This is a genomic window from Dehalobacter sp., from assembly GCA_023667845.1.
Lineage (GTDB): Bacteria > Bacillota > Desulfitobacteriia > Desulfitobacteriales > Syntrophobotulaceae > Dehalobacter.
Map to the genome: position 1 here is coordinate 77174 of JAMPIU010000125.1, position 13697 is coordinate 90870.

15 protein-coding genes are annotated in these 13697 nt (G+C 42.1%); 4 read left to right on the top strand and 11 right to left on the bottom strand.

The genetic code is table 11. The features are described from left to right. Nucleotides 1–299: 299 nt before the first annotated feature. Complete coding sequence (locus NC238_09635) at nucleotides 300–530, top strand: DUF1659 domain-containing protein (GenBank protein MCM1566189.1); 231 nt, start codon at nucleotides 300–302, stop codon at nucleotides 528–530. Between the two features lie 37 nt (nucleotides 531–567). Further along, nucleotides 568–801: a DUF2922 domain-containing protein gene (locus NC238_09640; protein MCM1566190.1), complete on the top strand. Its 234-nt coding sequence runs from the start codon at nucleotides 568–570 to the stop codon at nucleotides 799–801. A gap of 132 nt (nucleotides 802–933) precedes the next feature. Here NC238_09640 and NC238_09645 read toward each other — a convergent pair whose 3' ends face one another. The 5 genes from NC238_09645 to NC238_09665 form a co-directional block, all read right to left on the bottom strand. Next, nucleotides 934–1434, bottom strand: coding sequence for a hypothetical protein (locus tag NC238_09645; GenBank protein MCM1566191.1), 501 nt, complete (start codon nucleotides 1432–1434; stop codon nucleotides 934–936). A gap of 201 nt (nucleotides 1435–1635) precedes the next feature. After that, on the bottom strand, nucleotides 1636–2673 hold the full coding sequence (locus NC238_09650; GenBank protein ID MCM1566192.1) for a virulence RhuM family protein: 1038 nt from the start codon (nucleotides 2671–2673) through the stop codon (nucleotides 1636–1638). A gap of 291 nt (nucleotides 2674–2964) precedes the next feature. Then, entirely contained in the window at nucleotides 2965–3411 is a 447-nt protein-coding gene (locus NC238_09655; protein ID MCM1566193.1) for a DUF4829 domain-containing protein, read from the bottom strand. 82 nt (nucleotides 3412–3493) lie between these two features. Then, nucleotides 3494–4546: an amidase domain-containing protein gene (locus tag NC238_09660; protein ID MCM1566194.1), complete on the bottom strand. Its 1053-nt coding sequence runs from the start codon at nucleotides 4544–4546 to the stop codon at nucleotides 3494–3496. A 138-nt stretch (nucleotides 4547–4684) separates the two neighbouring features. Next, a complete protein-coding gene (locus NC238_09665; protein MCM1566195.1) occupies nucleotides 4685–5359 on the bottom strand; it encodes a MerR family transcriptional regulator in 675 nt (224 codons plus the stop codon). 110 nt (nucleotides 5360–5469) lie between these two features. Here NC238_09665 and NC238_09670 point away from each other — a divergent pair, with 110 nt between their 5' ends. Further along, on the top strand, nucleotides 5470–5685 hold the full coding sequence (locus NC238_09670; protein MCM1566196.1) for a 4Fe-4S binding protein: 216 nt from the start codon (nucleotides 5470–5472) through the stop codon (nucleotides 5683–5685). A gap of 81 nt (nucleotides 5686–5766) precedes the next feature. Beyond that, the gene (locus NC238_09675; protein MCM1566197.1) at nucleotides 5767–8079 is read left to right on the top strand and encodes a molybdopterin-dependent oxidoreductase; all 2313 of its coding nucleotides are present in this window, start codon (nucleotides 5767–5769) and stop codon (nucleotides 8077–8079) included. Between the two features lie 125 nt (nucleotides 8080–8204). Here the strand turns inward: NC238_09675 and NC238_09680 are convergent, their stop codons facing one another. The 6 genes from NC238_09680 to nifV form a co-directional block, all read right to left on the bottom strand. Beyond that, entirely contained in the window at nucleotides 8205–8381 is a 177-nt protein-coding gene (locus tag NC238_09680) for a hypothetical protein (protein MCM1566198.1), read from the bottom strand. 173 nt (nucleotides 8382–8554) lie between these two features. After that, the gene (locus NC238_09685) at nucleotides 8555–8869 is read right to left on the bottom strand and encodes a hypothetical protein (protein ID MCM1566199.1); all 315 of its coding nucleotides are present in this window, start codon (nucleotides 8867–8869) and stop codon (nucleotides 8555–8557) included. Nucleotides 8870–8966: 97 nt separating this feature from the next. Next, nucleotides 8967–10214, bottom strand: a complete 1248-nt coding sequence (locus tag NC238_09690; GenBank protein ID MCM1566200.1) for a recombinase family protein — start codon at nucleotides 10212–10214, stop codon at nucleotides 8967–8969. 132 nt (nucleotides 10215–10346) lie between these two features. Further along, entirely contained in the window at nucleotides 10347–11687 is a 1341-nt protein-coding gene (gene rlmD, locus NC238_09695) for a 23S rRNA (uracil(1939)-C(5))-methyltransferase RlmD (GenBank protein ID MCM1566201.1), read from the bottom strand. An 81-nt stretch (nucleotides 11688–11768) separates the two neighbouring features. Continuing rightward, nucleotides 11769–12455, bottom strand: a complete 687-nt coding sequence (locus NC238_09700; protein MCM1566202.1) for a CPBP family intramembrane metalloprotease — start codon at nucleotides 12453–12455, stop codon at nucleotides 11769–11771. 27 nt (nucleotides 12456–12482) lie between these two features. Next, complete coding sequence (nifV, locus tag NC238_09705) at nucleotides 12483–13676, bottom strand: homocitrate synthase (protein ID MCM1566203.1); 1194 nt, start codon at nucleotides 13674–13676, stop codon at nucleotides 12483–12485. Nucleotides 13677–13697 lie beyond the last annotated feature (21 nt).

Genomic DNA, 13697 nt, shown 5'->3' on the forward strand with positions numbered 1-13697 from the left:
AATCATTGGGTATTATTACAATATATGCCGGAAGGGCAGGGCCTGCACATCGGATTGCAAAAGGACAGGATTGTAACAATTTATTCAGACAAGGCATAAGCTATTATTGCGGAGGATCGTAAAGATAAGCAGAAACCCGGCCGGTTCAGGATTGAATCGTGTGCTGGGCTTCTGCTTTTTTTGGACTCCGGATATTTTTAGGGACAACCTGTAACACCCGGGACAAAATATTCATAAAGTAGTTAATGAGGACAGGCAAGACAAGTCCGGCCTGTCAAAGAGAAAGGAGGTGCACAGCCATGCCTGTCACCATGATCCCGTTAAGTTCGGTTCTAGCCGGACGCTATCAGATCGGTACGACGCCGGCCGGCGGTCCGATCCTCAGGAAAAAAGGACTGAATTATGTTAAGCCTGACGCCACGGAGCAAGCCCTTTATGATGTCATTTCAGCCTTATACAGTTTGAGCCAACATGAACTGCAGGATATCCTGTTGCAGAAGAATTACCGGCTTGAGTTCGAAGAGGGATAAGGTTTCTGCCGGTTTGGGCGGGAAAGGAGGTGATCATATGGCAAATACCAGATATGTTCGCCTGACGTTTGCCACCACAGGTGGCAAAACTTTCGGCATTAACGTGCCGGATCCGATCGAAGGCCTGACGAAGGCTCAGTGCGAAGCCGTCATGGATACGGTTATCGAGCGGAATATTTTCCTCACTTCCAGTGGGGAGTTACAATTAATGCGGGACGTTAAGGTCTACGACAACAACGTGGAGGATCTCTATGATCCTCCCGAAGGATAAGCGCGCCTAGCGCTCTGGAGCTGTTGTTTTGGCAACAGCTTCAGCCCTTTTCCCTCCAGTACATTACTTCCCGCAATCGAAGCAATAAGCTCTATAACAATAGGAACAGCCCAAAACATATATGCAAGTTCTCTATTCGAAAAATTGTCTTGTACTCTGATATTTCAACAGTACATTTGAAGCTGCCAAAAATTCCTGTCTTAATTGATTGATCGTAATTTTACGATGTTCGCTGTCAAGGTTGAATAAGATATCTGTTAAGTTGTCCCGAAATTTTTCTTCAAAATCCCTCGCTCCATTAAAAAAACAGGCTAGAGCTTGATACTCGCCAAATATTTTATCGCGAAAACGTTGCAAAGCTTCAATCTGATAGCTGTCTTGTTCATAAGATATGGCACTCTTCTTATTAAAAAAGATACTAGCCCTGGGATGGCCTCCGCCCCTTTCGTTCAGTTGCCGCGCCAAGTTCCATTCTTCCTCTGAACCGGTCATACCCAGGCCAGCGTCGCTGCCAAAACGATGCCAGAAAATAAAGACAAACCAGTCCGGATTAAATTCTTCTACGGCTGCGTTAATGATGGATTGGGGACGTCCAACATTAGAACATATCTCCTCCCAGCCGAATACGTCCAAAGAAATCCGGTTTGCTCTGCAAATGGTTAATATCGTTTGATCTCTTTACAAATGCGTCGAACTGTTTCTCTTTCTAATACACAATCGCCTGGTGACGCTATGAAAATCCGTAATTGTTTAACTGCATTAACCATATAATAAGTCCCCCAAATATTTTGATGAGAAATATAAGCCATTAGCACGCAGAATTGGGACCTTCCTTCACACTTCGTCATTCTCGATGCTGTCAACTAATCTATCAAAATCCGACTGAAAAAGCCTGTCCTGAATTATACGGTATTTCTCAAATTCGTTCTCCGCAAATTCCTTAGCAATAGCAGCAGTCACTTTTCCTGCATTCTCTAAGATATCCTTTTCATTGAATTGCAAAAATGCATTGAGCTTCTTGGCCCAGTCCTCCATAGTCATTGGTATATTTCTCTCCGCCTGACTTTCAGCGTAATCGAGATACATCGTGACAAACCGGTCTAAAGATTTGATTTCTTTTTCTGTAAGATAGTTCTTAGCGACAGAGACATCGCTTTTTACGATTTTGCCGTGCGGCGCATTTTTCCAGGTAGTCAAACCCATATAATCTTTGGTGCTATCCGCTCTGTTATAAATGACTTCGGCTGCTGTGCTTCCATGGATTGCATAATGCAGTTTATTTTGCACAGTTTTAAAGAAATCCTTTGTTAACTTGGTATGCTGGTTATAATCAATAGCGGTGGCATAAATATCCGTAATCTTTTGGTAGAACCTTCTCTCGCTTGCCCTGATTTCCCTGATTTCTTCCAGTAAATACTCAAAATATTCCTCGTTTAAGAAAGTTCCGTTCTTTAATCTTTCTTTATCCAAAACATATCCCCGGATGGCGAAGGTACGCAATACGCCGGTCGCCCACTGTCGAAACTGGGTTGCTCTGAGTGAATTCACCCGATATCCGACCGAAATGATGGCGTCAAGGTTATAAAACTTTGTATTATACTCTTTCCCATCAGCGCCAGTATGTCGGAATTCCCGACATACTGAATTTTCGTCAAGCTCGCTCTCGTTAAAAATATTCTGCAAATGTTCAGTAATTGTACTTCTGCTTTTATCAAAAAGCTCGGCAATCAATTTTTGCGTCAGCCAAACTGTCTCATCTTCAACTCGGACTTCTATTGTATTTTCATTTGCTTGCAAAGTGAAAATCAGAAATTCCGCTGTACTGTTTCTGATTTGTAATTTATCCTGGCGCTTTTTCTTATTTTCCGTCACAGCATTACCTCCAGAATATGTAAATCATTATTCATAATATAATAATAAAACCAAACATATGTTCAGGTCAACCGATAAACATATATTTGGTCTTAAAAACTCACAAAATAGCTTCATAAAATTCTTACTTTAAATTCAACATTATTTTTTCGACAATAAAACACAATTTTCGATATGCCTTGAGGATACAAAAAAGATGCCGTACCCATCTGGTATCCCCTCTTGATAATAATCATTACCAGTGAATTATCGTCAATCAGCATCATTTTGGTGACTATCTTTTGTACAAGATTAATATCCCCAATCAAAGATAACCCATTTATCATTTTTTGTTTCTTTAGTAAGATAAAAATAATAATAGTTTTCATGTTTTTCTATATTATCAAAAAATGTAACTCTCATACATATTACTTTATATGGATCATGCTCATATACGCTTTTATAACTTCCCGACTGTAAATAAAGATAACTGCTATCAGCATACTCCATAGAGATTAATTTCGGTTTCCACCTATGTGGTTTATCAGATGTTTCAAATATTCCTTGTTTATGTTTTGCTAAGAGATTTTTTGCGCCTTCTTCATCCTCATTTTGAAGTGCTGTAAAATAATCCTCGACAACTTGCTTCCCTTGAGCAATGTCTGAATTGTTAATCGTCTTTGAAAAATGATTGCTGGCTATAATAATTGCTATTACGGCCAATAAAATTATAGAAAACGACAATACCCACTTTTTCATAATACTCTCCGTTTGGAATGATTAATTAGATATGCCATCATTTTATCACAAATAAAATGATGGCATACCATTTTTAGAATATCTAACTGACAAAATTTGCGGTACTAAAAGAAATCATTCTCATGTAACAGCTATTTTCGCCAAATGCTTGAATTAATTCCCACAGAGGCCTGTTGTAGTTGTTATTTGAGTGGTAAGAAACCAAAACTTGATAATAGTAGCTTGCTCCGCTTTGCGGATATGTCACATAAACGGAATGATAATAATCGGAATGTACATTAATGGTTTTTAACTGAATAACGTTTCCATATATTATCGCACTTGGTGCGAGATTGTAGTAAGGTTGATTATTGTTTGACCCAGTGCCTTTAGGACCATAGGTTTTGCTGCTTGTTGCATAGGTATAAAAATTTCCAACATTTTCCCACTGCGGAGTGCCTCCACCTCCTTGTAGTCCACCATACCATCCATTAGGGTATCCTGATACCATACGTACCTTATTTGTAATATTACTTATTGTTTGTGCATCATTGCCTTCCACATAACCGCCATATGCTGCCCATACGCATTGAGAAACAAAGTTAGTACAATCATTACTTGATATATAGTAAAAGAAATAATCATCAAGATCTGTAACTGTTTGAGTAAACCTCTGTGCGTAGTTTCTGCCCAGCATGCGGTTGTAAGAAAAACTTGAGCATATTGAAAAGTTTTTTCCTGTGTTAGTAGTTTGAACTGTTGCTTTATTGCCGTCAATATATTTTATCATTTCTTTGATATTTTTCATTTTTTCATTTTTAACTTCTGTGATTGCATTCCTTTCGGAAAATCCTTGTTTCACCTTTTGATCAACTGCATCTTTGAATAGTTTACTATCCAAAGAATCTACAGCAATATTATTTATTTTCCAGACTTTATTTCTCAAAACCATACTAAAAGTATATTCGTCAATAAATGACGAGTCTGCATCTGGTGTGGTAGAGCAGTTATAGTCAAGACGCATTTTGACTTTTACTGTAGCATTGTCTTCGGAAATTGCAATGTCTTTATAATCTAATGTAATTTTATAATTCTTATAATATAAGCCAACTGCTTTGTTTCCTTCAACCATAGATTCATGTAGCGTCTTATACATATAAGTACACTCATCACCAGCCATATGTCCATATGAATCGTTGAACTCTTTAAAATAATCAATATCCAGGAGTATTAATGAAATAGGTCTTTTATATCTTAAACATTCCTTCTATTGTTCATCCTATAGAATCAGGACTTATTTATTTTCTTCCTTATAAATTACTTGCATGTTTTTACTAATAAGATAACCAAACATTGTCTCAAGTTCCTTATACATTACTTTCGTAAGCTTTTGTTCTTCTTCCGAATTTAATCCTTTTGCATTTTCGTGATATAGTTCATGGACTACATATGCTAATTCTTTAATCATATCTCCTAATCTTTTTATATCTGAAAAAGTAATTCCATAGTCTCTTAGTTTTTTATAAGCGTTTGCTACAAGCAAATCTTCACTAGAATAGAATCCGCTGCCTGATAGAAAAAGTAATCCATTACTCTTCAATTGGCGTATTTCGTCTGATTCCAGATTTGATTTATCTATGAATTCATCGCTGTTGTAAAAAACCCTATCCTCCCCTTGTTTGAGCGGGCTTAGGAATGTTTCATAATAATGAAGGGCATTTTCTATTGTGACTCTTTCAAAACCAATACCATCAATAACTCCCTTTATAACACCTAAAGGCAAATGCATATTTTCCTGCAGATACCGAATTACAGGGATAATTTGAAGATATAAAGCAGGATAATATGCCATGTTTTTCGATTTTTTTGTAGGCTCTGGAAGCAAGCCTAATGATACATAGTATAAAACGGATGACTTGCTAACACCGGTATATTGAGTTATTTCTTTCATTCGATATAGCTTTTCCAATTAAATCAAACTCCCATCTATTAGAATTATATATTTACAACTGAAAAAAAACAAACTATAATAAGTGTAAAGTGTAGCTTTACACTTATTATTTAAAGGGGGTTTAGCTTATGTACAATAATCATATAACGATTAACTCTAAGCTCTGTCATGCATGTTGGAAATGTATTCTTTCCTGTAAAAAAAACGTACTCGGAAAAATAAATCTACCTTTTCATAAACATGTTAAAATTGCTCATCCCAATAACTGTGTTGGCTGCTATCAATGTGAAAAGGTATGTGAATATGGAGCAATAACTAGGCTTAACAAGGAAACAGAGGCATGATTGACCTTTTAAGGATAATTCGTGTTAATAAGCGAGAAATTTATCTACGATAAAAATAAGACTAACCGAGGTGAAAGCCGTATGGAGAATAAGAGAATCATTAAATCGGCCTGTCGCATGTGCCACGGAGGATGTCAAGTTTTGGTTCATATGGAAGGTGAACGGGTAGTTAAAATTACCGGTGATCCATCAAGTCCTACCAGTAGTGGCTACATTTGCGCCAAGGGGGCTGCTTCGGTAGAATTGCTATATCATCCGGACAGAGTGCTACATCCTTTGCGCAGAGTAGGAAAACGCGGTGAAAATAAATGGGAGCAAATATCCTGGGATGAAGCACTTGATGAGATGGTGGAGCGACTTCTCAAGATAAAACGAGAAAACGGGCCACAGTATTTCGGTATGATGCACGGAACAGGTCGACCTTACGAAAACCTGGGAGCCCGCTTTGCTAATGCGTTCGGGACGCCTAACTTCACCGGCGTGGCTCATATCTGTTTCTGGCCCCGTGTTTATGCCAATATATTTACACAAGGGATGTCTGAGATGCCGGTGTGCGACGTTTATGGTCAGGGTGGAGTGGAACCGCAATGTGTACTTATATGGGGATGTAACATCACTGGTCCTAAAGGGCATAATTCTGCTGACGGAATGTGTGGAGCTTTGCTGCAGACGGCTTTGAAAAATGCACGAAAAGTAATAGTAGTAGATCCCAGACGCATTTCACCGGCAGAAAACGCTGATCACTGGCTGCAATTAAGACCCGGTACTGACGGAGCACTGGCCCTAGCTATGATCAACGTCATCATCGTTGAAGACTTGATAGATAGGGAATTTGTTAATAAATACACGGTGGGATTCGACCGTCTCAAGGAGCATGTAAAGCATTTCACACCGGAATGGGCAGAAGGGATAGTCGGTGTGAGCGCTGAAGACATTAGAACAGCCGCCTGTACCTACGCCACGGTTAAACCGGCATGTATGCAGTGGGGGAACGGCATCGACCACAGTATGTGCAATTTCCATACGGCCCGCTCACTGCTGATACTGAGGGCAATCACGGGTAACTTACATGTACCTGGTGGAGACATTATTTTCGAACGTCCCCATGGCTTACGCGTAAAATTTCCCTACCTGGACCCCCATTTTTCCGGATTTCGCTTTATGCCATTGCAGAATTATCAGTATGCCCTGGACAGAGATTACGAAAAACAAAACAGTTCTCCCGCCAAAAACTTTATCCAGGACAAGACCTTGAAGTTTTTGGATGTTTTAAAATACAATCTTTATCCTCAGCTTACAAAACTCAGTCAAAATCAGGGGGATGGGCAGGCACTTAAACTGATGGCCAAATTAAGCGGGGCACGATATCCCCTGTCTCCGGTGGTTCACCCGCCGACCTTCTGGGAATCTATCGTCAACAATAATCCTTACCGTATCCAGGCTTTATGGATCATGGGGGCTAATCCGCTGCTCACCATGAGCAACTCCCTGCTTATAGAAAAAGCCTTAAAACTCATTGACTACATAGTGGTTTCCGATTTCTTCATAACTCCTACGGCGCATTATGCCGATTTGTTTCTGCCAGCCTCAACCTGGCTGGAGTACGACGAGGTACATAACTCGGGTGCCCATACTTTCAGTGTATTTCCAAGGCAAAAAGTTGTTCAAATAGGGGATACCCTTGATGATCAAGAGGTTATGATCCTGCTAGCCCGGCGCTTAGGCATGCATGATGCCTTTCCTTGGCACAGCCACCAAGAGCTTACTGACTGGATGCTTGAAGGTACCAGTCTCAGCTTTGAGGAGTTCTGCGACAAAGGTATTTTAGTTGGTAAGGCAAGATATTTTGCTTATGAAAAAGAGAAACACTTTTTTCACACACCTTCAAGAAAATTTGAGATATATTCTGATACCCTGGCTTCACTGGGAATTTCACCTCTCCCAATCTATCGTGAACCAGCCTTTTCACCGGTTTCAACTCCTCAAGTGGCCGAAAAGTACCCCCTGATATTGATTGGAGGGGTTAGAACGGCCGATTACTTCCATAGCGAAGGCCGCCAGATCAGTTCGCTGCGCCACAGAAATCCAGATCCACTGATAGAAATAAACCCCAAAACTGCTACATCTATAGGATGTTTAGAAGGTGACTGGGTATGGATTGAGACCCCCCATGGCAGAGTAAAAATGCGTGTCAAACTATTTGACGGGATAGCTGAGAATGTACTCTGCGCTCAATACGCATGGTGGTTTCCTGAGGAAGCACCACCCGAACATGGCTGGAAAAAATCGAGTATCAACCTAACATTCGGCGAGATGGGTTATGATCCGGAAACCGGTTCGGAATCATTAAAAAGTATGCTATGTAGAATATACAAAGTAGGAGATAAAGAATAATTCATACTCTTTATCCTCCCAGACCGCTTTTCCCGGGACCGTTGCCTTTGGCTGTGTATAAAATATGATTTGAGTGAATTTATGACCCTCTACTCTTCTAAACTTATCAATTACACATTATTTTACTATTGTACCTCAGCCATTCGTTCCTGATAAGCAATCATCCTTTGGGTAAGCAGCGGTATAATATCCTCAATTTGCTCTTTCCCATAATAGGTAACATGGACTACTTGATTATCTAAATAGGCAAATATCTGTTTGCGAATACCATCCTCTACCATATACAGTTTACCCTTCGTCATCAAAGTCCATCGCAAGAAAGTAACAGGTCTCATCCGGTAGCATAGGATAAATGCCGAATACCGCCTTTCCTCTCAAATGGCTGTCTATCGCATTAGAATCAAGAATTGCATAATTTCCGTTTGCGCAGTCGGAACATTTAATTTTTGGCTTGCTACAGATTCCCTTTACCCACTCATTTAGACAAACAGGAGAATATCCTGGTGCTACCTTCTTTGTTCTGCCATCGTTTCTCATAAACATCGTCCCTGCCTCTGAACAATGACATGAATAAATTGATTTTATACTGTGGCGAACTGCTGTTGGTTACTTGTCCCGAGCCATTAAATTGGTCTGGTAACTCTTGATCTTCTTGTACTGCATGAGTTTCACTGCCAAATACCGGCAATGTTAACCCAAGCTGAATTTTGAAATCTTCATTTTCCATCCTCAGCCTTTTATTTTCTTCCAGTAGCTTTTGGTATTTTCTATAAAGCTCTTTATATTCCATTGTTTCACGTATCCTTGTGTTTAACATCCCTATCCGAAAAATGGGAAAATTTATAAATATTATTTTATTAGTTTGGATTTAACAATGCAAGGATATATCAAAAGCAGATTTTAACCTGCACTCCACTTTTATAGCAAATCATAATAAACAAATTAAAAACCTGGACTTTATCAACTTCATTCCTGATTGTGCCTTCATCATAAACTCTATTCCGACATACAGCATCACCTAGAGTATCATGTACCCATCTTTCATCTACAGTAGGAGAGTGCGGGCATGCCTCTTTCCCTTTTTCAATCCTCGTTGCACATCTCCAAACCACCTTGCCTCGTTCCGTTCTTCTCCTAAAAGAGGCACCACAATCGCCGCATACGAGCAAATTCCCAAGAAGGTATTTACCGTTATATTTGCTCCCCCTGATTTCTACTGTGCCATCCTCGTTGTTGATGAGCCTTGAGCGCTTTGCCATTTCCTCCTGTACCTTATCAAATACTTCTGAGGAAACAATGGCCGGGTGACTGTCCTTGACATAATACTTGTTTCGATGTCCAATATTTTTACTTTTCTTACCGGTCATAAAATTCTCGGTAAAGGTCTTTTGAAGCATTGTATCTCCCTTGTATTTCTCGTTGGTCAACATTCTCTGAATCGTCTTCGCATCCCAAATATCCTTGCCCGTTACAGTTTTAATTCTCTGAGATTCCAGATAAGTTTTTATTTGTCCCAATGACAGCCCTTGCAAATACAATTCAAACATCTTTCTGACGACCTCTGCCTGCTCAGGCACAATAACAATTTCACCATCTACACAGTCATAACCCATGAAATTCTTATACTTTGTAAAGATCTCGCCCTTTTCAAATTTGCGCTGAAATCCCCACTGAATATTCTCGCTGGTATTCCGGCTTTCGTCCTGCGCCAGCATCCCCCGCAGTGTAATCTCGAATTCTTTATCTGCTTCGATTGAATCCAGCTTCTCATTCTCAAAATGCATATTGATCCCTCTCCCTCTTAAAAATCTTATTATCTTCAAAACCTCCAGCGTATCCCTCGATACCCTGCTGATTGACTTGGTGATAATGTAATCGATTTTACTTTTAGCTGCTTTCCTCAGCATTTTGTCCAGACCAGTTCTGCCACTTCGCCGCAGTCCGCTTTCAATATCATGGAACACACCGGCAGAAATCCAGTTAGGACGGCTTTTTATCATCTTCGTATAAGTCATTATTTGTATCTCAAGGCTACGCAGTTGCTCTGGACCAGATGTACTGACCCTGCAATAAGCGGCCACCCTAAGCTTTTTATTCTCCTTAGGTATAGCCGGTATAATTCTTACATTCTTCATTTGCTTTCCTGAATTATCTATCTTCAATGGGCAGCCCCATTATATTCTACCAAAAGAAAAGACGTGAAAGCATCCTCTCACGTCAAAAACATGTTTTCATTTCCATCCTCTCAAACCCTTGACATATCAAGGTTACCGCCGTTGCAACAGGATTATGGCTTCCGCATGCTGCGTCCACGGGAACATGTCCACCGGTTGTACGCGCTCGATTCGATAAGTATTCCGGCAAAGCACTTTTAAATCCCTGGCCAGTGTGGCAGGATTGCAGGATACATAGATGATTCTTTCCGGACTGATCTCAAGCAGTCCTTCAAGGACTTCCGGCTCCATGCCAGCCCGGGGCGGGTCGCACACTACGAGGCTCGGGGTTCCGGAAAGTGCGGCCATCTTCTTCTCGACTTTCCCTTCCACAAAGCGGACATTGGTGATGTTATTGTCCGCGGCATTGTCTTTTGCATCAGCGATCGCATACGGATTTTCCTCGATGCCCAATACCTTTTTGGCTTTCCGGGCCAGCATTAGGGTCATCGTACCGATACCGCAGTAGAGGTCCCAAACCTCATCTTTTCCAGTTAGTCCGGCCCAATCAAGTACCAGTCCATACAGCACGGCCGTTTGCACCGGATTGACCTGCAGGAAAGACCTAGGGGAGACTTTGAAGCGTAGACCGTCTAAGTGTTCATTCAGATGCTGAGCCCCGCTTCCCTCAAACTCGTTATTTCCTCGGGGAATCGCGATTGAACAGCTTTGGGGAGAAAATTCCACTTGTCCCTTCAAATGCCTGATTAGCTGATCCAGTTCTTTCGTGTTTTCCGTATTGCCGTCAAAGACCAGCAACCCCTTGCCCCGGTTACTTTCTCGGAACGTGGCTGTCTTGGTTTCCTCGCAGCATTCTCCGATCACCTGCTGCATTTTTTTTATTCTGTGGTTGATCTCCTGACTAAGCAGAAGACAATCGTCAAAAATCGTTACATCCTTGGACTTACCACGATAATAGCCAAACCGGCCTTTCTGATCACGGTGCAAAACCGCTTTGTTGCGGTAGCGCCAAGGGTCGTCCATGCCTAGAACCGGTTCGACCTGAATATTGGTGAATCCGCCGATTCTCCGCAGGGCATCTTCCACCCACCTTTGTTTCCATGTGAGTGTGGTCTGGTACTTAATATGCTGAAGGTTGCAGCCGCCGCAGGCTGAATAAACTGAGCAGGGCGGTGATACTCTTTCTTCGGACAAACAGTCAATTTCTACAATCTGTGCTCGCCTGTAGAATTTTTTCTGTTCCGTCAGCTGTACCCGGCCTTTTTCCCCCGGCAGCATTCCTGGGACAAACGTGGTGATCCCGTCGGTATAGCCGATGCCGGATCCGTCCGAAGCCAAGCGGAGGATTTCTATCTCCAGGGTTTTACCGCTGATGCGTTCTTGATAAACGAGAGGATTATCTTGAAGGTCCGGCCTATGATTTTTTTTTACCATGGAGCTTTCTTTCCTCTCTTGGTGATCTCGTCGGAACATTATCTGACCTCAGGCGCAGTCTCGCCTCATCCCGGTCCTCATTTAGCCTCGCTGCCACCACATCAGGATGACCATCAAAATATTCCAGACCCCGTGCGCAATGACTGAAGTCCAAAGGCTCTTGCTTCTTTCGTATAGGAAAGTCAGCACCAGGCCTCCAATCACCAGCGGTACAAATCTTATCAGATCGAAATGCATCAGTCCAAAAAACAGTCCTGCAAAAAGAATGCCCTTCGCTTTGCCATACCCCTGGCGCAGCGGAGGATAGATCAGTCCCCTGAAAATCATTTCCTCTTTAAGCGGTACGATAAAACCGCCTAGCAGAACCAGCGGCATCAGCTGCCAGATAGAATCAACGCCCTCAACGACCAGTGCAAAGCTCTGGGGTTCGGGCTGCCCGAAATATTCCACGAGGACATTTCCCAGAAGACCTACAGCAAAGAACAGCACGATCCCGCCGCCCAGTCCGGCTAGAAGGCATTTCCAGTTTAAATTGGTCAGCCCCAAATCAGCAAACGATCCGCGCAGGATCTTGAAAAATAAAAACAGTGCAACAAAAAAGAGTAGACCCTCGCCAAAACCGATGACAAGATAGCTGATATACCCCTTCAGATAGCCAAGGTTCTCTAGCGGCTTTAGCCAGCCCAAAACAAATTCCAGAACATAGACAATAAGAATCAGGTAAAGAGCCTGCCAGAAGTTCCATCTGGGGTTTTCCAAAGCGTTCATTTATACCTATCTCCAGTTATGTTATTTTTAATCATGGATGTTCAGTCTCGGCATATTTCCATCTGAGAGTAATTCTACTTCTTTTTCAGTTCCATAAAGGTCTTTGTAAATATAAATCAGTTCCTTATCGAAAAGTGAGCGTTTCATATCGACTGCAAGGGATCTTACATGCTTCAGAATCTTATCGGCTTGCTCAGAGGTAAGCTCTCTGCCATATTCCCTGAATTTCGCTTTAATCGAGGCTGTACCTGAGTGCTTGCCGATCACAATCTGCCTTTCCAGCCCGACTTCTTCAGGACGAAATACTTCATAGGTTTTCGGGTTTTTCAGGGCACCGTCGACATGAATACCGGATTCATGCGCAAACATATTACTGCCTACAATGGCTTTCCAGGGCGGAAGAATACGTCCTGAAGCCCTGGAAACATATTCGGATAATTCCACAAATCGCTCCGTAACAAAGCCAAGGTCCGTTTCTTCCAGGTATTTCAGAGCCATGATGACTTCTTCCAGCGCTGCATTGCCGGCTCTTTCTCCAAGACCGTTCACGGTTACGCCGATAAATCTGGCTCCGGCCTTCACTCCGGCTAAAGCGTTGGCCGTCGCCATCCCAAAATCATTATGCGTATGCATCTCTATATCAATATTGGCGCGTTCTCTTAAGGTTTTGATTCTATCAAAGGTCAGAAAAGGATCGAGGATGCCAATCGTATCACAGTAGCGAAGACGGTTTGCACCGGCCTTTTTGGCCTCCGTCGCAAATTCCACGAGATAGTTCATATCTGATCTCGAAGCGTCCTCGGCATTGACGGAGATATAATCGACATGCTTTTTCGCAAACTCCGTTGCTTTGATCATCATATCAAGAACTGCCCCGGGCGTGGTTTTTAATTTATGTTTGATGTGAATGTCCGAGGTCGATACGGAAATGGCCACGGCATCACAGCCGCAGGACAGCGATGCTTCAATGTCCTTGATCACGGCGCGGTTCCAGCCTATGATACTGGCTTTCAGTCCGAGGCCGCAGATACCTTTGATGGCATCAAGTTCTTTACCGCCCATAATCGGTATTCCCGCTTCGATCTGGTTAACCCCGATCTCGTCAAGCATCCGGGCAATCCTTAATTTCTCTTGATTGGAAAAGACAACCCCGGCGGTCTGTTCCCCGTCGCGCAGGGTTGTATCCACAATCACCAATCCGGTATCCGGTACTTTTCCCATTTTATCCACCTCTAAACGTGT